The sequence below is a fragment of the Nostoc sp. genome, assembly GCF_036919895.1.
GTDB lineage: Bacteria > Cyanobacteriota > Cyanobacteriia > Cyanobacteriales > Nostocaceae > Nostoc.
Genome location: NZ_JBALBW010000077.1, coordinates 94,771 through 114,509 on the forward strand (window position 1 = coordinate 94,771; position 19,739 = coordinate 114,509).

At 39.9% G+C, this 19,739-nt stretch carries 17 protein-coding genes; 6 read left to right on the forward strand and 11 right to left on the reverse strand.

Going from position 1 to position 19,739, the window contains the following annotated elements:
* Window positions 1-20 precede the first annotated feature (20 nt).
* On the reverse strand, window positions 21-1,883 hold the full coding sequence (locus V7K55_RS15525; RefSeq protein WP_334832705.1) for a DUF1565 domain-containing protein: 1,863 nt from the start codon (window positions 1,881-1,883) through the stop codon (window positions 21-23).
* A gap of 679 nt (window positions 1,884-2,562) precedes the next feature.
* Here V7K55_RS15525 and V7K55_RS15530 point away from each other — a divergent pair.
* Window positions 2,563-3,678: a thiamine phosphate synthase gene (locus tag V7K55_RS15530; protein ID WP_334832707.1), complete on the forward strand. Its 1,116-nt coding sequence runs from the start codon at window positions 2,563-2,565 to the stop codon at window positions 3,676-3,678.
* Between the two features lie 64 nt (window positions 3,679-3,742).
* Window positions 3,743-3,955, forward strand: coding sequence for a sulfur carrier protein ThiS (gene thiS, locus V7K55_RS15535; protein ID WP_289795252.1), 213 nt, complete (start codon window positions 3,743-3,745; stop codon window positions 3,953-3,955).
* Here the strand turns inward: thiS and blaOXA are convergent.
* Window positions 3,952-4,806 (reverse strand): class D beta-lactamase, encoded by an 855-nt coding sequence (gene blaOXA, locus V7K55_RS15540; RefSeq protein WP_334832763.1) that lies wholly within the window; start codon window positions 4,804-4,806, stop codon window positions 3,952-3,954. The two genes, thiS and blaOXA, sit on opposite strands and share 4 nt — an antisense overlap.
* 227 nt (window positions 4,807-5,033) lie before the next feature.
* Entirely contained in the window at window positions 5,034-6,266 is a 1,233-nt protein-coding gene (locus V7K55_RS15545) for a glycosyltransferase family 4 protein (protein ID WP_334832710.1), read from the reverse strand.
* Window positions 6,267-7,220: 954 nt separating this feature from the next.
* Between V7K55_RS15545 and V7K55_RS15550 the strand changes: the two genes are divergently transcribed.
* Together V7K55_RS15550 and V7K55_RS15555 are read left to right on the forward strand one after the other, a co-directional pair.
* A complete protein-coding gene (locus tag V7K55_RS15550) occupies window positions 7,221-8,204 on the forward strand; it encodes a DUF1517 domain-containing protein (RefSeq protein WP_334832712.1) in 984 nt (327 codons plus the stop codon).
* A 337-nt stretch (window positions 8,205-8,541) separates the two neighbouring features.
* On the forward strand, window positions 8,542-8,922 hold the full coding sequence (locus V7K55_RS15555) for a calcium-binding protein (protein WP_334832714.1): 381 nt from the start codon (window positions 8,542-8,544) through the stop codon (window positions 8,920-8,922).
* A gap of 3 nt (window positions 8,923-8,925) precedes the next feature.
* Here the strand turns inward: V7K55_RS15555 and V7K55_RS15560 are convergent, their stop codons facing one another.
* From V7K55_RS15560 to folB, 3 genes are all read right to left on the reverse strand, one after another.
* Complete coding sequence (locus V7K55_RS15560) at window positions 8,926-9,486, reverse strand: sugar O-acetyltransferase (RefSeq protein ID WP_334832716.1); 561 nt, start codon at window positions 9,484-9,486, stop codon at window positions 8,926-8,928.
* A gap of 1,390 nt (window positions 9,487-10,876) precedes the next feature.
* Entirely contained in the window at window positions 10,877-12,160 is a 1,284-nt protein-coding gene (locus V7K55_RS15565) for a GGDEF domain-containing response regulator (protein ID WP_334832718.1), read from the reverse strand.
* Between the two features lie 801 nt (window positions 12,161-12,961).
* On the reverse strand, window positions 12,962-13,330 hold the full coding sequence (gene folB, locus V7K55_RS15570) for a dihydroneopterin aldolase (RefSeq protein WP_334832720.1): 369 nt from the start codon (window positions 13,328-13,330) through the stop codon (window positions 12,962-12,964).
* 167 nt (window positions 13,331-13,497) lie between these two features.
* Here folB and menD point away from each other — a divergent pair, with 167 nt between their 5' ends.
* Window positions 13,498-15,252, forward strand: a complete 1,755-nt coding sequence (gene menD / locus V7K55_RS15575) for a 2-succinyl-5-enolpyruvyl-6-hydroxy-3-cyclohexene-1-carboxylic-acid synthase (RefSeq protein WP_334832722.1) — start codon at window positions 13,498-13,500, stop codon at window positions 15,250-15,252.
* A gap of 105 nt (window positions 15,253-15,357) precedes the next feature.
* Here the strand turns inward: menD and V7K55_RS15580 are convergent, their stop codons facing one another.
* From V7K55_RS15580 to V7K55_RS15595, 4 genes are all read right to left on the reverse strand, one after another.
* Window positions 15,358-16,548, reverse strand: a complete 1,191-nt coding sequence (locus V7K55_RS15580) for a hypothetical protein (protein ID WP_334832724.1) — start codon at window positions 16,546-16,548, stop codon at window positions 15,358-15,360.
* Window positions 16,545-17,048, reverse strand: a complete 504-nt coding sequence (locus V7K55_RS15585; protein ID WP_334832726.1) for a DUF4365 domain-containing protein — start codon at window positions 17,046-17,048, stop codon at window positions 16,545-16,547. The genes V7K55_RS15580 and V7K55_RS15585 overlap by 4 nt, the downstream gene beginning before the upstream one ends.
* 102 nt (window positions 17,049-17,150) lie before the next feature.
* On the reverse strand, window positions 17,151-17,288 hold the full coding sequence (locus tag V7K55_RS15590) for a hypothetical protein (RefSeq protein WP_334832728.1): 138 nt from the start codon (window positions 17,286-17,288) through the stop codon (window positions 17,151-17,153).
* Between the two features lie 57 nt (window positions 17,289-17,345).
* Window positions 17,346-18,206: an Rpn family recombination-promoting nuclease/putative transposase gene (locus tag V7K55_RS15595; RefSeq protein WP_334832730.1), complete on the reverse strand. Its 861-nt coding sequence runs from the start codon at window positions 18,204-18,206 to the stop codon at window positions 17,346-17,348.
* A 141-nt stretch (window positions 18,207-18,347) separates the two neighbouring features.
* Between V7K55_RS15595 and menB the strand changes: the two genes are divergently transcribed.
* Entirely contained in the window at window positions 18,348-19,181 is an 834-nt protein-coding gene (menB, locus tag V7K55_RS15600; protein ID WP_334832732.1) for a 1,4-dihydroxy-2-naphthoyl-CoA synthase, read from the forward strand.
* 126 nt (window positions 19,182-19,307) lie between these two features.
* On the opposite strand, the gene V7K55_RS15605 is transcribed toward menB, so the two are convergent.
* On the reverse strand, window positions 19,308-19,625 hold the full coding sequence (locus tag V7K55_RS15605) for a hypothetical protein (RefSeq protein ID WP_334832734.1): 318 nt from the start codon (window positions 19,623-19,625) through the stop codon (window positions 19,308-19,310).
* Window positions 19,626-19,739 lie beyond the last annotated feature (114 nt).

Here is a 19,739-nt window from a genome sequence, read left to right on the forward strand (position 1 = left end):
TTTTTAGCCCTCAGCACTTATTAATTCAACGGCTCCATAATGGCTCTTAAACCTTTACTAGAGAGTGTTTTGAGCATTTCCTTAGCGTTATATTCACTGCTAAATACTCCTGCTTGCATAACTCTTTGTCCATCCCAAACTGTGGGAAATGCACCAGGAGCAAGCGATCGCACTAAATCTTTATCTTTATCAGTGAAGAGTGGAACAACTACGCGATAACGGATACCGAACTGTGTCGCAGATTTACCGCGATAAGGCATAGTTGCAGAACTTGTTTGTATATTGCGAGGATTACTAATGGGGATATTGTTATCAGGAAGTGGTAAAAGTGCTGACGCATTTGGGGCAGTAGCTTCTACTATTGGCAATGGCTGCTGTGTTTGATTTCTCGTGCTGGCAACTGAATTGGATGGGTACTCAGGGGCAGTAAACTCAATCGTATTAGGATCGATCCGCACATAATTTAACTGTGGTGTCTCAGGTGGTTGTGCTGGACTGGAAGTTGGTATTTGTCTAGCCGACAAGCTGCTAGGAGTGGGAAAACCGGCAACTTTAGAGGTAGCTTGCTGCTGATTGGATATAGGCGTGGAAAGTGGAACTTTGGCTGGTACTAATGGCAGCAATTGACTATTTAATTGTGTAGAAACAGGATTATTTGCTGAAATGCTGTTGCTGGTTTGCCTATTGGTAGTTTCAGAGGTTTCGGGAGCCGAGAAGGTGATTTCCCCAGTTGGTGGTATTTCTTGTGGCACATTGCTGGAAGTTGATTGAGAATTTTGGGCTGCTAGTGCTATTGTCCCGTTAATATCTACCTTGCCAGTGATGCGATCGCTCACAAGATTATTACCGCCAGCCGAAATTACCTGTTTAGCAGCGCTGGCGTTAATATCGTAGCGGGCATTATTTTGAAATTGATTACCCCCAGGTTCTGATGCACTACCTAAATCTGGCATTGCTTGAGCGATCGCAACTAAACCATCTTCTTTATTATCTTGAATAATATTATTCCGTAAAATCGGGCGGGCTTTTGCTTGCACGACAATTCCCGATCTATTGTTCTGAATTTGATTGCCTATGACTATCGGAGCGGCATTTTGAGCAATATTAATTCCAAAACCCGTTTCGTGAAAAACATTCTCCTTCACTTGGGGACTGGAGTTACCAGCAATTGTGATGCCATTGGCTCCATTGCGATCGAAGTAATTCTTGCTAATAGTGGGTGCAGCATTACCACAGACAGAAATGCCATCTTGAGTACTACCAGTAAATGTATTTTCCGCGATTACTGGATCGCTAGATTCAATCCATAAACCGTAACCCCGGCGATTGGGGTTCGTCACCGTTACCCCAGTCAGTAAAGCTTGGGTTGCTCCCACAATTGTGACATTTTGACCGGCAAAGCTGCGGCTCAGGTAATCACCACCTCCCTGAATGATAATATCCTTACCTTGATTGCTAGGGTTGCCTTGAATTGAAACACCCGGTTTTAGCATTAAAGGAAATTCCTCTCCTGTCTCGGCGCTATAAGTGCCGGTGGAGAGCATAATTACAGTATTGGCGTTTGCTAATCGCAACGCATGAGTAATGGTTTTCACAGGAGCAGATTCGCTGCCATTACCTGCGCTGTCATTTCCACCATTGGGGTTGACAAACAGCATGTTAGCCTGAGAATTGGTTTTCTCACCCACAGGTGCTGAATTTGGTGTCAATGGCATTTGAGCGATCGCGCTACCCAGGAACGCTATACTTGCTGTTCCTATGGTGACGGTAAAAGATAATACTGATAAGCTAAAAAATAAAAGCTTTGCTGATTCCAGAAACTTCAGCCTTGCAAGCATAATATCTACTCTACGGTACTTAGTAAATGCACTCCGGTGAATCATATTTAACACGTCTCCTGAGAAGTAACAATAAATTTTTATACTCTTAGAGAGTATTATGTCGATAATATTACTCACATATTGACCGATTGGCGATTTTTAATCCAGGGTAATAAATGATATTGTGTGTGTCCAACAATATCTTTGTCAAAATACTTTCACCCCCAAAGAGCTTGTCATTATTCACATCTAACAATCGTCGCCTCGGAATAGAATTCCAAAGCTAACAGATTGTATTCCTCTCAAGAGAACTAAACAAGAATTAAAGTCCACTTAAGTGGACTTCAACTATTAGCCCAGGACTTAAGTTCTGGGAGGGATGTGGGCCGTTGCAATCCTTGAACTCTGACAAAAATTTTGGTAATTACCAGTTTTTTGAGAGATGGTGATTACCAACATCTTTTAAATCTTCCTCAAAAAACAAATACTCTCTAAATAGTATCCATACAGTCTCAGTTTAGTTTGCCCATTGGAGATTTTCTGGTGTATCCCTTTCGGCTAGTCCTTTGTAAGCTTGTCGTTCACCCAAAAAGACTTGACTAACCTTAGTGCAAAACTGTAGCCTCAAACTACCCTTATCACTGCCTATAGGAACATGGGATAATTTATCGTAACCCTCACTACTACGTTGTTTTGCGTAGATTCAGCGAAAATTGAGTAAAAAAAAGCAAATTAATTAACTATGGTTACTAGGACTTATGATAATTCACACTTCGATGAAAGCACTAACGGGGTTGTTGTAATGGTCGAGCCATTCAGCCAAAAAGAGCAAATACAACAAGTTGTTTACCGCATTTTAGATGCCAATTTAGACCGCGCTCGTGAAGGCTTACGAATTATTGAAGAATGGTGTCGTTTTGGGTTGAATAATGCCCAGTTAGCTCTTGAATGCAAGCGCCTACGCCAAGAATTAGCCAGGTGGCATACCTCAGAATTGCGGGCGGCGCGAGATACACCAGGCGATCCTGGAACTGAGTTAACCCATCCTCAAGAAGAAGAACGAGCTAGTATAAAATCGGTATTGCAAGCTAATTTTTGCCGCGTCGAAGAAGCCTTGCGGGTACTGGAAGAATACAGCAAGCTAACCCAACCAAATATGGCTAAGGCTTGTAAACAGATGCGCTATCAAGTTTATACCCTAGAAAGTAGTTTAATGGGTCATCAGCGCCATCAATTGTTGTGGCGATCGCATTTGTATCTTGTTACTTCCCCACATGAAAATTTGTTGAACAATGTCGAGGCCGCACTCAAAGGAGGATTAACCCTTTTACAATACCGCGACAAAACCGCCGATGATTCTTTGCGTCTAGAACAAGCGAGAAAACTCCGCCAGTTATGCCATATTTACGGTGCTTTGTTTATTGTTAACGATCGCGTGGATCTAGCTTTAGCTGTCGATGCCGATGGGGTGCATCTGGGACAACAAGATATGCCTATTGCTGTTGCTCGGCAATTACTCGGTTCGCAGCGTCTGATAGGTCTCTCTACCACAAATAAAGAAGAAATGCAAGGGGCAATTGCTGAAAGTGTAGATTATATTGGCGTGGGGCCAGTTTATGAAACTCCCACAAAAGTAGGTAAGGCAGCCACAGGTTTAGAATATGTCAGCTATGCAGCCAAAAATTGCTCAATTCCCTGGTTTGCCATTGGGGGAATAGATGCGAATAATATCAATGATACGATCGATGCCGGAGCCAAACGAGTAGCCGTGGTGCGATCGCTCATGCAAGCCGAACAGCCTACTCTAGTAACACAATATTTGCTATCCCAACTCAATCGCATTAAACCAGAACTTTAAAAAGAGTCATTTGTCATTAGCCCAAAGTGAGTAACCAATACCCAATTTCCTATTCCCCACATTTATGTCTAATGAGATTACGATTCAGATAAATGGGGAAACCCATAGCTGCTCATTTCAAACTTCTTTACCCGATTTACTCCAACAGTTGGGTTTCAATCCCCGCTTGGTGGCTGTAGAATATAATGGCGAAATTTTACACCGCCAGTTTTGGCCGCAAACAAAAGTGCAACCAGGCGATCGCTTAGAAGTGGTAACTATTGTCGGAGGTGGTTAGTTGATTTGAGCCAACAAGCCCAAATCTTTAAGGCTGCGTCGTGTAATCTCGATGCGGACGGGTGCATCCTCTGCTTTAAGCATATCAAGGGTTGTGGCGAAAAAGTAGACGTTTTTGTTTTGCTCCAAATAACCCACAAACCAACCAACGTTTGGTTTGCTACTCGTTAACCATCCTGTCTTTCCTCGCAGTGTGTAGTCTGGAGTTTGTTCGCGGATCATAATGTCTTTAACAAGATTTATTGTCCGTTGCGAGAAAGGCAAATCGCCTTGATACAACCGTTGCAAAAACTTAATTTGCTCTTGGGGTGAAATTTGCAATATCTGCTGTTGTAGCCAAAAACGATCGATGTCTGCGGCGGTTCCAATCTGGCGGTTTCCGTAACCTACTTTGTTAATAAATTGCTGCATCCGTTCATATCCAGCCCTACGCGCTAGTACTTGATAGAACCAAACAGTTGAATTTTTAAAGGCTTGACGCAAATTTGTATCATGATTCCAGGCATCAATTTCTCGGTGAATTCCATCCCAAGTGAGAACTGCTACATCATCGGGAAGTGTACTTATTTCTAAAGCTACCAGCGCGTTAAAAATTTTGAATGTCGAAGCTGGAGCGATCGCTGTTACATTACGTTGAGGATTATGTTCATAAATGTGGTTGTTTTTTGAGTCGTAAATCAAGATAGAGCCTTCACGCCCGAATTCTTGAAAATGTCGCCCGAAATTTGGCGCTTTCACAGCAGGACGTTCAGATGAGGTTGAAGCAGGTTGAGCCACAACATACATAGTCCCAAAGGTAATCACACTAACTACAGCAAGACATCCAATGACTGTAAACACAAAAGATTGCATTCGCCGCTTTGCGTAATGCTGAAGGAATTTCTCTATGGGAAACCAGATATTTTTCATTGCACATTTAATCGAATCACAAGCGAGATTCTACACTGCAATCTTGCTCATTTGCAGAGCTATTTGTGATATCAAGTTCGCTTAATTAAATTGCCCTGGCTTTAAGTTGACACCAATCCAATTTTGGCGTATTTTAGACAGTCGTAGGCATCCATCGATTTGCATTCATCTCACAAAATCGCGTTTCTCCCCTCTGATTTGTAAAGCGATCGATGCAGGGTTCGACCCTTGGCTAATTCTTTACCTTTGCGACCGAGTTGCTCGCGTAGCTGTTGGTCTTTGCACAACCGATTGAAAGCTTGAAGCACATCACAACCAGAATTGGGATTAACCAGTATCCCATTTTCTTCATGCTGAACTGTATCTAGAATACCACCTAAGCGAGAGGCAATTATCGGCTTACCGAAGTAACTTGCTTCTAAATAAACCATACCAAAACCTTCCATATTGTTAGGTTTAGTATCCAATAAAGTCAGCATGGCAAATATGTCGCAAGCTGCATAATAACCTGCTAATTCCCGCTCCGGCACATATCCCGCAAAGTGGACGCGCTTATCTACTCGCAAACGATGCGCCAGAGATTTCAGTTGTGATTCACTTGGCCCTTCACCGCAGATTATATAGTGAACATCGACCCCAAAGGTTAGCAATAGTGGAACATTATCAATTACTCGGTCAAAACCTTTATGTTTTACTAACTGTCCGATGGAGAGAATAACTATTGATGAATCGGGAATGTTGTACGCCTGACGCACGCGAACACGCAAATCACCAAGGCTGCTGGGACTCTCTACATTATTACCAAATTTTTCTGGTCTGATTGCTGGGTTAATGACGTGGGTAGGAGTATCTAATCGGAAAGCAGTTCTGAGGTAGTCTTGTGTATAAGAACTGTTACAAACAATACCTTCAGCGCGTTTGAGTGTTAATTTAAATAGCGATCGCAGCACGGGATTGTGTAAAGTACAAAGAAAATCATTTCCGTGCAAATAGATAAAAAAGCGAATAGGTAAGAAATAGCTCAATAGCAACAGTGAAAGAAAGTCGTAACCGTGGCCCCATTCTATATAACGGTAGTGATAGCGAAAATAGAGTTTGATTGCGAGGACAAATGAGCAGACAATATTGACAAAAGGCTTCAGGATATTTCCCACAAAGCCACTACGCCAGTATGTAGGATAAAACCAGCGATACACAGGAAATTGTTGACTTTCGTCAAATACCTTATCTCCTGAACAACTCGCTGTCAGCACAATAACTCGCTCTGGATCTTGGAGACAGCGATTATACATATATTCCCCAATTACAGCTTCTTTCGGTAGGAAGATCCGGCTTATGACTAGGATATCTGGGTATGCAGCTTTATCTCTGACTTCAGCTGTTAGTTGAGAAATATGTTCCATAATCAAGTTGACGAATTTACTTCAAATAATTTTCAATTTATTTGCAATTAGGATCACTTCCAAAGCCACAATTATTATTTTATTTCTTTTAAAACGAATCTGGTAGAAAAACTTGAAGGCTATTTTAGAAGATTAGCCAGGAAGATTATTTTTTTGGATTGATTTTATTTTGGCGGCGGAATTCTCAAGTATTGAGAATTCCTGTGCATGATGGACAATAAATAAAATCTAGCCCTTGTAGTTATTTTACTTAGCGAATCAATGTTGCGAAAATAACCTACGTTCAATAAAGTATCGTGAATACTTTGAAGTTGTGTGCCAAAATGCCACAAAGCTGCACAAGCATTTGATAACCATTTAGTGTCTTGTTAGCTTTACTGATTAGTATTATAGTCACTTGATGTTTCTCGTAAATAAGTAAATATAATGATTTATGAATGTATTATAAGACTAGTATTTGATTTTTGAAATCCATGTAGGGTGCGTTAGCGTAGCGTAACGCACCCTACAGATACTTGTATTTTTTCAATAATCAAATATGATTCCTATATATAGTGCTTATATATTAAAAAGATCCTCCCAGCTTGTGACAAAACAAGTAGGTGAAGTATTAAAAAATTAGTAAAAATAATCAACTGTATAATTTAAGACTGTAGTATAGAAATGCTAATCCAAGACGTAGCAACAATTGCCCGTAGACTTAGACCGTTGTAGACATCACAACTTTCTGTAATTGTGAACATATCTTAAGGTACGGTTCCCCAGTCGAGAAATCCCCCCTGCGATCGCTGCCTACGCCAGCTAAGACGCGGTAGATTGAGTATGTAGCCTTTAAAATAAAAGTGAATGCTACAAGGCTTGCTTGTTACAGGCTGTCGTTAGCGCCATACCGCAACACTCCTACCAGCATGGGGAGAAATCATAAAAAATTCTGTTTTCTAAGCGATTGTAACTATGCGTAAAAAACTACAACAAATCATCAAACCACTGTTAAAGACCTTCTTAGTCCTAAGTCTGGTGTTAGCTTTGGCTCTTAGTCACGCCGATGGAGCATTAGCAGCCCGCAGTGGAGGCCGTATCGGTGGTGGCTCATTTAGAGCGCCTTCCAGCCGCACCTATACACCACGCACTTATGCACCACCTGGAGGGGGCGGGTATTATCCTCGCGGAGGCTTTGGTGGCGGTTTTGGCTTTCCCTTCCTAATTCCTTTTTGGGGTATCGGGGGAGGATTTGGTGGTCTATTTAGCATCTTAATCTTCTTTGCGATCGCTAATTTCTTATGGCAAACTTTCCGCCGCGTCTCTAGTGGTGAAACACCAGAAGCCGATTACAGCAGCAACTCTCCTGTTTCGGTAACTCGTTTACAAGTTGGTTTGTTAGCTCAAGCCCGCGAATTGCAAAATGAACTCAACCACATTGCTGAAACTGCTGATACTAACACCCCAGAGGGGAGAGCAGAAATTCTGCAAGAAGCCAGCCTAGCCTTACTCCGCCATCCCGAATACTTTGTATATGCAGGTGGTGGTACTCAACAAGCCAGTTTAAATTCAGCTGAAAGTCAGTTTAATCGGCTGTCACTGGCAGAACGCAGCAAGTTTAGCGAAGAAACTCTTTCTAACGTCAACAACCAGCTAAAAGCAGCCCTTGCCAAAGATGCTTTACCCCCCGTTGGTGAACTCGACAATCCCACCCGCCTATTTACTGAAGGCCCTGGAGAATATATTATTGTCACCTTGCTAGCAGCTACACTAGGCAAGTTTGAAATCCCCGCAGCCATTAACAGTGCTGATGAATTGCGTCAAGCTTTGCGCCAAATTGGTAGTATCCCTAGTGAGAAACTTCTGGCAATTGAAGTACTTTGGACTCCGCAGGCTGAAAATGATACCCTCACGTCTGATGATGTACTGGCAAATTATCCTGATTTGAGACTAGTTTAATTCCTGAAAAATTTTGCGCTTTGGTGCTGAGAAATAATTTAGCACCGAAGCAGAGCAAATAAGTTCCTATTTGAGGGAAATAACTAGAAAACCGTTTGTCAATGACAAGCGGTTTTTTGTATAACTTAGATATAGCAAGACTTACGCACTGAAAACTGAAACCTATATCCTCTCTAATCTCCCATAAAAAAAGAGGAACCCTAAAAGCCCACTTTTAAGGGCGTTGGGGTGTATCTTATGCGTCAGTCCTATATACTTAACCATCTTTTAGAAAAATTATTCTTAGTCAAGACTTTGGTAATATTATCAAAATGTTATACACGTAAAGCGCTATCTTATGCCTAATGTTGAAGCCGACGAAAACCGAGAGCATCGCATTAAAACAGAGATTATTGTAGATGCTGAAGACAAAGAAGACCGAGCTATGGGTTGGTATTACCACCTCGAAGAGGTTCTGAATTTTCCCTTTGTGGCTAAGTGGACTAAGAAGGGACGCAAATCAGGCTCTACTGAGGAGAAAGATGTGGAAGTGCTGGGAATGGCTCCAGATGATGAGTGTTTAAAAGATATGTTTGTAGAAGTGGCTTATATTAATGGTAAGGATGAAGATGTATATTCTGCAAAGTTATCTGAAATAGCAGCCATTGATACTGATAGCGAAACTCAAGAAGCGATCGCAGACTGGCTCTACTGGATTGCTAGAGGTTATAAATTTTAAATTCTACGACAAATACCGAATGACGCGGCAGGGATTGCCCGCAGCGACAACATTCTCAGGTATATCTTTAACAACTACACTGCCAGCACCAATGGTTGTGTTATCACCAATAGTTACACCTGGACAAATAATTGCACTGCCACCAATCCAGACATTGTTACCAATGTTAATTGGGGCAGCTAATTCTCTCCCAGAAAGGCGAATTTCTGGCTCTGTCGGATGATAAGCCGTATAAATTTGTACATAAGGAGCGCACAAGACATTTTCACCAATATGAACTATATTGCAGTCTAAAATTACACAGCCATAGTTCATAAACAATTTGTCGCCAGCAAAAATATTACTACCATAGTCACAGTGAAAGGGTGGCAAAATTGATACTTTGTCACCGATCTTTCCAAATAACTCTTGCAAAATTTCCTGACGTTGCTCTTGCTGTTCTTCAGTTGTAGAATTGTACCTTCGCAATAGACGACTAGCTCGCTTACTTTCGCCAGCCAATTCTGGATCTTCTGCCAGATATAACTCACCTGCAAGCATTTTCTGTTTTTCGGTTTTTTCCATGAATAAAAATTCTATATATAGAAATATTAAATCAGTTAGGAACATAAATATCCCCAATTTATTGAAGAAGTGGGGGATCTGAGTTTATCGGTGGAGAGCAAATCAAATTAGGATTGCTATAGTTGTAAACCAAAAAGTTTTTCCCAAAGAGGAATGCCGATGGTCACTGAGCTTGCCGGTCACTTCTCTACGACTCTCCGCGAACGTGGAAGCAAGCTAGCAAGAGTGTATCGTAGAGAAATGCGGGCTGCACTTACTTACTTTAAATACAATAAGTTATCTTTTTTATGATTAATGCTTATATGCGCTTAATGCCTAATTTACGCGAACCAATCTTTTTGTCCGAAGCCAAACTAAAAATCCAATGCAGACTGAAAGTTTTTTATAAAGAGTTTGTCATCTAAAGTGAGTTCAGATTGGTTCAACTTTTTAAGCAGTATGTATCGCTTAATAGCTTATTGCTGTAAATAAAGTTTATCCGCTTCAGGATATACAGCCTCAAAATTGTTTAGCACGATGTATTGGACTCCTTAGAACAAAGTAATAAGTGCAAAGAGGAACAATAGTGTTAATTTTTATTGTTATGACTGGCGATTCAGTTTTTGCCTGAAAACCAATTATCTGATGCTTCTTTCAAATCTTGCGATCTATACTCAGCTTTCCATTTACATGTAGAACAACTAAATTCAAAGGAAATATTTCTTATATATTCGGTATACTTAAAATGCACTGAGTGGCAATTCGGGCAGAATCCCCTAATTATCAGTAACTCTAATTCTTTCTCTTTTTTTATGTTGAACATCTCTGGAAAATTCAGTGACTTACTTAATTAGTGTGAGATTTATTTTTACCAAACTTTAATATGATGAGGACTTACCCAAAAAATAGCTCAAACCTTGATTTTTGGTAGGGGCAATTCATGAATTGCCCCTACCACGTATAGTTTTGCATAAGTCCTAATGACAAATCATTTTTACCCATCATAATTAGCCGTGACCGAATCTCGACTCAACCCTTTCCTTAATCCCTTAAAGAGTTAACTTCGTTAACACCGCTTAGGCGTATTGATCTGAATTGGTAATTTGAGATAGTAAGTATTTATAAGTAAACTCTCAAGCTGTATGTAGTATTACAGATATCTGTTTGAGATGATGTATTACCCAAGTTGGAGATGTATAAGATGAGTGTATAAAGTTTGAGTTTGTTATGAAACTTTACAAAATGTGGATTATACTATTGGATTTTGTATAAGTTTAAGCGGGCAGAATCGTATATCTCAAAATAAATATTTTTCTCTTGAGCATAAATAAATTTAGAGTCTTGAGACCCTTTTAACAAGTTGTAAAGAAAATCGTAGTAATTTGATTTAAGTGGTACTAGAAAAGACTAATTAACTAAATATGGCATAAGTAGCTTTTCCCTGCCGTTTAGCTCGGTACATAGCAATATCAGCATCCCGTAGCAGAGTTGCAGGCTCCTCATAACTACTAAAATTCCAAGTAATACCAATGCTAGCTGTAGTAGATAATTCATATCCATTCAGGTTAAGTGGCGATCGCAAGGATTCTTGAATCCGTTTAGCAACATTGGTAGCGTCGGTAATATCTTTAATATCTTCCAAAAGAACTGTAAACTCATCACCACCAAATCGTGCTACAGTATCACCACCACGCAAACACGACTCTAAACGTCTAGCGATCGCTACTAAAAAATCATCCCCTATTCCATGCCCAAAGCGATCGTTAATCTCTTTGAAGCCATCTAAATCCAAAAATAAAACTGCAAAATAATAATCGCTTCTGCGTTTGCTACGTTCAATAGTTTGTCTGAGCCGATCTAAAAATAAAACACGATTCGGTAATTCTGTTAGCCCATCATAAAACGCATTACGGATCAGTTCCGCCTCAGTCTCCTTGCGTTTGGTGATATCTTGAAAAACTAAAACCGTACCAGTAATATTACCATCGCGATCGCGGATGGGTGCAATATTGTCCCCAATCGCTATCTCTTTGCCATCTTTGGCAATCAGTGTGCAGTTTTCTGGTAAATTGAAAACTTCACCTGCTTCGATTGCATCTTTGGCTAAATTTTGAATTTTTTCTCCTACATCTTTGTCAACTAAGCTAATGACTTCTACTAAATCTTTACCGAACGCTTCATTTTGCTTCCAGCCAGTGATTAGTTCTGCTCTGGGATTCATCATTTGAATACAACCATTTGCATAAGTTACAATCACTGCACTGGCCATACTGTTAATAATTGCTGCTAGCCTCTGTTTTTCTTCATATAATATCTTTTTGCTCTGATGTTTATACAAAGCCATTTCAATTGCAAAATGTAAATCACTTTCAATAAATGGTTTGACTATGTAACTAAAAGGCTCACTTAGCTGATTATTATGTAATGTTTCGTGTTCCGAACAATCTGTTAGATAGACTACAGGCAGATGGAACTGGTTTTGGATAATATCTGCTATGTGTATACCGTCAATTTCACCAGCTAGACAGATGTCAATTAATACTAAATGTGGATGAGTTTCGGCTACCTTTTTTATTGCTTCTTCACCAGACTTGGTTATTTCTGAAACTGAATAACCTAATTTTTGTAAACTCTTTCTAATATTTGAGGCTATGACTTTTTCATCCTCAACAACTAGGATTTTGCGGGCGAACATAGTAATATAACCCGTTTGCTAAGGTTCAGATTTTTACTGTTAGTGTCAACTCGATATAAAGGTTATTATTTTATCATAAACAATCTTTTAATAGCCTGTGTTATTGCTTGATATAGATACTGACTAATGAGGAAATACCATCATGTTATTAACCTCCGATAGTTTCTGTGCTTGTCAAAGCTTATTTTGATTATTCTATGCAGTTGATATCATGCCATTTCCAAGAAATGGAAGTTACCATATAATTACAATCAAGATAATTACAATCAAGCAAAAACTGATTTTCAAGAATATACAATATTTTTTCTGGAGAAAATAAATATTAAGTATAGTATTTATTTAAAAAATAATCAAGAAAAAAATTAATTAAATCACAGCATACAACACACGATCTTAGTTTTTTCAACTAAGATCGTGTGTTGTATGCGATATGATACTATTCATTAACTAGAATGCTACTAACAACTAATCAGGTAATTTTGCCCCTTGGTTCACCAAATAATCTTGATTTTATGCAGTCTTACAAAGAATTGGTATTAAATTTTGAATTGTGAATGAAAGATTATTAGTTAGAACTATTCATTGCTTTTGGTTAAGATTTCATCATAAATGATTTGAAGTGAAAATATACAAATCAAATGCTCATTAGTAGATTATGTGATTTTTTAGTTTTTTGATAAAAAACAGGTGCTGGGGGGGAATGGTAGGAAAGATTCTCTTTGGGAGATACTTCCACACTCCACGGAAACCCCCTGTTTTTGCTAGTTTATAGATATTGAGAAGAAAAACACATTTTGCGCTTTAGAGATTGGACTTACTTTTAGTCAGTTCAATGCTAATTTTGCCACCAAAGTCTGGAATAGGTGCAGCAGGTTTGCTGAGAGTGACTTGGACTTTTGTTACACGATTGCATTCTTGGAGGATAGAATCTGCGATCGTTGTTACCAATTTCTCCACCAAAACAAATTTAGACGTTTTGATCAAATGTTGTATCAAGCTAATGACGCTGCGATAATCTAAAGTGTCTTCAATCGCGTCAGTCTTGGCCGCTGTGGAGATATCCAACCATAACCTCACATCCACCTCAAACCATTGTCCTAGCACCTGTTCTTCTGGTAGATACCCAGTGTAGCCATAGCCGCGAATTCCCGTTAAATGAATGCAGTCCATAAAAGTTTGAGAGCAAATTGGGCATTTTGTAGAAAGTGGAGCAAGTTTGCTTGGAGATTTTCTTTCCCAGAAACTCGCGTAGCGGTGATGGAACGCAACACCGCATTGATGGATTTTAAATTGAATTTCCCTAGACAAAATCTAAAATTTAAGATTGTTTTATAGCTATGTTTGATTTAATGCCGATCGCTTATAGGAATGTTAATCAACTTTGGGCTTATATTTTAACAGAGACGCTAAAGCGATTGGGATTGACTTGTGCCATCGTTTGTCCTGGATCGCGCTCTACACCCTTAGCAGTAGCATTTGCTCAACAAGCACCTGAACTTGAAGCGATTTCCATTCTCGATGAACGTTCCGCCGCCTTTTTCGCCTTGGGACAAGCTCAAGCAACCGGACGCGCAGTGGTATTAGTTTGTACCTCTGGTACAGCAGGAGCAAATTTTTATTCAGCAGTAATTGAAGCCTCATATAGTCGCGTACCACTGTTGATATTAACCACCGATAGACCGCCAGAATTGCGAGATTGTCACTCTGGGCAAACTGTAGATCAATTGAGATTATATGGAAACTACCCAAATTGGCAAACAGAGTTAGCCTTACCCTCCGCCGATCTGGGAATGCTAGCTTACCTGCGACAAACGGTAATTCATAGCTGGGAAAGAACGCAAACTCCTACAAAGGGGCCAGTACATTTGAATATTCCCTTTCGCGATCCCTTAGCGCCTGTACCTGATGGAATTGACTTGAGCTATTTGCGATCGCAGTTTCACCCAGAAGACTTTTTTGCAGGAATAGCAAATCCATGCCCCATTCCCTATGCCCCATTCCCCATTCCCCAAGAATGGAAAGAATGCGATCGCGGCATTATTATCGCAGGTGTTGCCCAACCATCGCAACCAGAAGAGTATTGTAGAGCGATCGCGCATCTTTCCCAAACTCTCAAATGGCCAGTGCTAGCTGAGGGACTTTCCCCAGTCAGAAATTATGCCGAACTCAACCCTTATTTGATTTCTACTTATGACCTGATTTTGCGAAATCAGCAATTAGCAAAGCAGCTAGCGCCCGAAATGGTGATTCAGGTGGGTGAAATACCTACGAGTAAAGAACTACGTACTTGGATAGATGCAACGCAACCACGACGCTGGGTAATTGACAAGAGCGATCAAAACCTTGACCCTTTGCATGGAAGGACGACGCATTTGCGGATATCTGTAGAAGACATCAAGGTAGAAGAGAGGAATTTATCTTTATCCTCAGACTATGGAAAGAAATGGTGTGATGCGGAAGCTAAGGTTAGGTTAGCTGTTGACCAGACGATGGGGAAGATAGATGAAATCATTGAGAGTAAAGCAGCTTGGTTAATTTCTCAGATTTTACCGCCCGGAACACCTCTGTTTATTGGTAACAGTATGCCTGTGCGGGATGTGGAGTATTTTTGGAAGCCGAATAACTTAGGAGTGCGATCGCACTTTAACCGGGGTGCAAATGGTATAGATGGCACATTATCCACAGCTTTAGGAATTGCCCATCGCCAGCAAAGTAGTGTGATGTTAACGGGAGATTTAGCGCTGTTACATGACACAAATGGTTTTTTAATCCGCAATAAATTTGTGGGATATCTCACAATTGTATTAATCAACAACAATGGCGGTGGTATTTTTGAAATGTTACCCATCGCCAAATTTGATCCACCATTTGAAGAGTTTTTTGGCACACCCCAGGATATTGATTTTGCTCAGTTGTGCGTTACTTATAATGTGCAGCATGAATTGATTACTACTTGGGAGCAATTGCAGCAAAGATTAAACCCACTAACAGCTAAAGGAATTCGGGTTTTGGAGTTGCAGACAAATCGTAAAGCAGATGCTAAGTGGCGACAGGATAATTTAAGTAAGTTTTCCGCCAATATTGCGATTTAACTATCCCATTTGGTGAAATGCTTGTGGGATTGAACTTGGAAGTGCTTTACAACAAGTATTATAAGCACTGACTAAGTAAGTACAAACTATTGATATTTAGTGAATTTAAACATTCTTTCGAGATAGAGAAAAATTCTCTACTTCTCTCAAAACTAATAATTCATTTTCTGTAATTAAGTGACCATTGCATATTATTGGTAGCTGATCTAAATTAGCTTGAAATGCAATTAGATAGTCTCTACGATTAACTTCAACAATTATCTCTTTCTCTTCATTTCCTATAATAGTTATAACAGTAACTTTTGCTTTTTCATCTCCACCAAACCATTCAAGCTTAATTACTAAACCTTTAATTGTTGAGTGTAATAGTTCTTGTTTAGAAGATAAAGGCAATGCAATAGTATCGATTAGGATAGCTTTTTGGTTTCTACCCAAAGTATTTTTGCGAGATTTTAATTTATTCCTAACTTCTGTAATAACAGACAGAACTTGTTTGTTTAATTTTATTTCTAAAGGAATATTAGATGGATGATCTATTGCTTTTGAACAAGTTAAATTAAAACTCAGGTTTGGATCATTATCATTATTTATCATGTGTGATAATGCATCACATAGATTAGCACTTACTCCTTCTTCTATCGCTTTATTTAAAACATTTTCTCTTTCAGAGAGTTTTTGCTCGTGAGCTGAACTAATAATATTTAAAGCTTGAAATAGAGTTCTAGTAACCTTTCTTTCAAAGCAATCTGAAGATTGATAATTGTCAACTTTTAATGGAGAAATAATAGTTAAAACATAGCTACCTTCTTTGGTATGTCCTAAACGTAAATTTTGCATATAGTCAGTTACTTCACTAAATGAACCTCCTTTAAAGTAAGGTTTAGGTTGTACAGCAGATGAAGCAGCAGACCACATGAGCTTTTTAGCCGATTCAAATAATTGAACTCCTTGAGATATAGGAATGCTCCCATTTATAATTTCTGAATGATTCACTGAAATTTGTACAATTTCTGCTAGTGGAGTTTTAAGATTAGTTATTATTTCTAACTGAGAACGATTTTCTACAATTTCAAGATTTTGTAAAACTTCCCCCATCCGAGCGGAAAAATCTCGAAATTCAGGATTCAGAGGTAATAATATTTCAACATTGTCTCCTTGAGCTAGTTCTAATGTCCAAAGAGATGCAATATCGTTTATTTGCCTTTGTTCCTTCCAACCTTGAGTTTCCAAATAGCTAGCAACTTCTAGTGGATTTATGGATTTAAGAACGTCAATATCTCGTATAGTTGCTTTCATGGATTACCTCCATTTGAGATTATATCCATCATTTTTTGTAGACTTTCTACATTAAATATTTTATCTTTTGATAAACGCACTGACTTAGTTTCTTGACCAATAGGTAATTCTTTTTCACCTCGCAGTGATGTCCAGTAAGCACAATGTTTAATAACTAATTGTTCTTCGCACTGATACAACCAACTATTTAGATCGTCAGCCAAGACAACAACAACTAAAATGCGTGGAATATAAAGATTAGTATATCTTAAATCGTCATAGTTTTTTTTCTTTAATGGATAACTCATACTCGTAGCACCAACTACATTCCTCTTAAAAGGGGCTTTTAGCTGTAATTCTAAATGGGGGGAGCGAATAGTTCCAATAGCTCCTTTGGCTGCAATACCCAAGTCAATGCTGTCATCATCTACCTCTTGTTTATAAAGGGTATAACCTGCTACTGCTGCAACAGCACGAATATAAGCGTTACTAAATTGCTCTTGACGCTGAGTAATATGCATGGACATTCAACTAAATAATCAAGATTTCGGGCTGTTCAAAAGATAATGACTAAGTTCTGTTTTTAGGAAAATTAGCCTTAACGTAACTTTCTGCACGGTTGCTTATTTTATCCCTAATGGTGATTGTGATCGAGTGTCAACAGCCAAAATTTTCTGTTTTAACAGTCGCAGGATGAGCGATCGCACTCTTTCTTCCAGCGCTTCCTGATAGCCCCGTGTGTCTTCCAGCAATACATTCATCAAAGGTTTGTAGCTATGAGAATTTGACTGCGATCGCCCTTTTTCTCTACGTGAAATTTACCCTGTTGCTTGACCTTGTAACCACCTTTGCAAATCAGCAAGAGTAGAGAAATCCAACAAAGCATCACCTAAAGCTTCCAACTGTTCCACCGATAACCCTTGGATCTGGGACAGAAGCGCATCAGGAATATGACCTACACGGCGATTTAATAGTCGTAAAACGATCGTTCTTTCGCCTTCCTCTCGTCCTACAACCTTTCCTTCCTCTCGCCCTTCTTGCTTCGCTTCCAGAATAGCCCGTGGTTCTTGCAAATTTAGTCCTAACATCGCTTGAATCTCCTCTCGACTTAAGGTAGAAAACTTGTAGACGATAATCGTCGTAACTAAATCAATTATCGCTTGTTCAGATTGTTGCCGTGCTTGCTCCAGCAAAAACCGCGCCCCTTCCACTGCTTCCGTTTCCGAAGTCACATTTGTCAGCAACATCAAACCCAATCCCAAAGGTTGTTCTCGCAAATCCCCCAACTCATCCAGATAAACCCGCCTAACTTGACCACTTTCTAACAAAGCGCGGTGAATCGAAGAGGAAGAAGGTTCCAAGCTGCGAGAAGCAAAAATTATGACTCCAAACCAGTCATCGTAACGAATCGAGTTGCGGTAGAGAAACAAAAACAACTCACTAAAGAAGCGGTGATATAAGTCTTCATCCTTCTGAAACTGCACTTCTGCAAAAAAGACGGTTTTGGAAACTGCATCGGCAGGAGGTAAAAACACTCCATCAATCCGAAACGCTGTTTCTTTGACTTCAACCGATTCAAACTGGTAGTTTTCCGCTTCTGGAGGAGGTTCATCTACTAATTCAAACAGCAATCCTGGAAATTGCTTAAATAATTTGTAAAAGATGGTGTCACGTCGCATTTTTATTCCTCAACACCCAGACAATTAACAGATTGTAAAGGCTTGAGACAACAATTTTAGCGTAGGCGTAGCCCACCGCAGGTATCGCATGTCCCTACGTCCGCGATAAAATTCTCAAGCACAACAGCGCACTCCATACCAATGCAAATTAACTGGGAAACGGCCAAAACCTACGAAGATATTCTGTATCAAAAAAACGATGGCATTGCAAAAATCACCATCAATCGCCCCCATAAACGCAATGCCTTCCGTCCCAAAACTGTCTTTGAACTATACGATGCATTCTCTAATGCTCGTGAAGATACTAGAATTGGCGTTGTTTTATTTACGGGTTATGGCCCACACACTGATGGCAAATATGCCTTCTGTTCGGGTGGCGATCAAAGTGTGCGCGGACATGCGGGTTATGTGGACGAAACTGGCATTCCCCGCTTGAATGTGCTGGACTTACAACGCCTGATTCGTTCCATGCCGAAAGTGGTGATTGCCCTAGTAGCTGGATATGCGATCGGTGGTGGACACGTACTACACTTAATTTGCGACCTTACCATCGCTGCTGATAACGCCATTTTCGGACAGACTGGCCCCAAAGTTGGTAGTTTCGACGGTGGTTTTGGAGCCAGCTATCTCGCCCGCATCGTGGGACAAAAAAAAGCTAGAGAAATTTGGTTTCTTTGCCGCCAATATGATGCACAACAAGCTCTAGAAATGGGCTTAATTAATTGTGTCGTCCCAATAGAACAACTAGAAGCGGAAGGTATTCAATGGGCGCAAGAGATTTTAGAAAAAAGTCCGATCGCAATTCGGTGTCTTAAAGCCGCCTTCAATGCTGATTGTGACGGACAAGCGGGTTTACAAGAACTCGCTGGCAATGCCACCCTACTCTATTACATGACAGAAGAAGGGTCTGAAGGCAAACAAGCCTTTCTCGAAAAGCGTCCACCAGATTTTCGCTCTTTTCCTTGGCTACCTTAAAATTGCAAAAATCGCACCCTTTTTTGAGGTGCGATTTTTATACATGTCAAATTTAAAGCACTAAATATCTTAAAAACGAATCTTATCTTAAGAAAACTACAAAATCGGTTCAGTAATAATAGATTGCTAAATAAACACTGCTTCAGTCTTAGCCTGTTCAGAATATATAGAGGCAGTTATTTCTTCTACAGGGACAAGAGCAGCATTATCTAAATCTGAGGCTACAGAATGAGAACAAGCTAAAACTGGTGCTGCATCAGGCAAAGTCCAGGCATCTTCCAAGGTTTCCCAAGAAGGTGCAAAAGGTGGAAGCGCCAAAGAGCAAGCCTTCCAAGTTGCTTGAACTGGCGCTCCCAATTGCTGGCACACTCCGCCACGGCGACCCTCTGGTTGGTAATGACGGCAATATCTACAGGCAGATGCTAAAACTTTAATAGGTTTCATTTGGATTCATCTTTAGTGCCGTTTCCGGCTAAATTTCATTCTTATATTTTGCTTCTATATATAAAGACGGATAAAAGCCAAAAAGTCATTATTTTCTATAGGTTTCAGCGATCC

What these genes read in the sequence shown, in the direction of transcription:
- blaOXA (WP_334832763.1), bottom strand. Translation starts at nt 4,806, where the DNA reads ATGCAATCTTTTGTGTTTACAGTCATTGGATGTCTTGCTGTAGTTAGT.
- V7K55_RS15545 (WP_334832710.1), bottom strand. Translation starts at nt 6,266, where the DNA reads ATGGAACATATTTCTCAACTAACAGCTGAAGTCAGAGATAAAGCTGCA.
- V7K55_RS15555 (WP_334832714.1), top strand. Translation starts at nt 8,542, where the DNA reads ATGCCTAATGTTGAAGCCGACGAAAACCGAGAGCATCGCATTAAAACA.
- V7K55_RS15590 (WP_334832728.1), bottom strand. Translation starts at nt 17,288, where the DNA reads ATGAATGTATTGCTGGAAGACACACGGGGCTATCAGGAAGCGCTGGAA.
- thiS (WP_289795252.1), top strand. Translation starts at nt 3,743, where the DNA reads ATGTCTAATGAGATTACGATTCAGATAAATGGGGAAACCCATAGCTGC.
- V7K55_RS15530 (WP_334832707.1), top strand. Translation starts at nt 2,563, where the DNA reads ATGGTTACTAGGACTTATGATAATTCACACTTCGATGAAAGCACTAAC.
- V7K55_RS15525 (WP_334832705.1), bottom strand. Translation starts at nt 1,883, where the DNA reads ATGATTCACCGGAGTGCATTTACTAAGTACCGTAGAGTAGATATTATG.
- V7K55_RS15565 (WP_334832718.1), bottom strand. Translation starts at nt 12,160, where the DNA reads ATGTTCGCCCGCAAAATCCTAGTTGTTGAGGATGAAAAAGTCATAGCC.
- V7K55_RS15585 (WP_334832726.1), bottom strand. Translation starts at nt 17,048, where the DNA reads ATGCATATTACTCAGCGTCAAGAGCAATTTAGTAACGCTTATATTCGT.
- menB (WP_334832732.1), top strand. Translation starts at nt 18,348, where the DNA reads ATGCAAATTAACTGGGAAACGGCCAAAACCTACGAAGATATTCTGTAT.
- V7K55_RS15605 (WP_334832734.1), bottom strand. Translation starts at nt 19,625, where the DNA reads ATGAAACCTATTAAAGTTTTAGCATCTGCCTGTAGATATTGCCGTCAT.
- menD (WP_334832722.1), top strand. Translation starts at nt 13,498, where the DNA reads ATGTTTGATTTAATGCCGATCGCTTATAGGAATGTTAATCAACTTTGG.
- folB (WP_334832720.1), bottom strand. Translation starts at nt 13,330, where the DNA reads ATGGACTGCATTCATTTAACGGGAATTCGCGGCTATGGCTACACTGGG.
- V7K55_RS15580 (WP_334832724.1), bottom strand. Translation starts at nt 16,548, where the DNA reads ATGAAAGCAACTATACGAGATATTGACGTTCTTAAATCCATAAATCCA.
- V7K55_RS15595 (WP_334832730.1), bottom strand. Translation starts at nt 18,206, where the DNA reads ATGCGACGTGACACCATCTTTTACAAATTATTTAAGCAATTTCCAGGA.
- V7K55_RS15560 (WP_334832716.1), bottom strand. Translation starts at nt 9,486, where the DNA reads ATGGAAAAAACCGAAAAACAGAAAATGCTTGCAGGTGAGTTATATCTG.
- V7K55_RS15550 (WP_334832712.1), top strand. Translation starts at nt 7,221, where the DNA reads ATGCGTAAAAAACTACAACAAATCATCAAACCACTGTTAAAGACCTTC.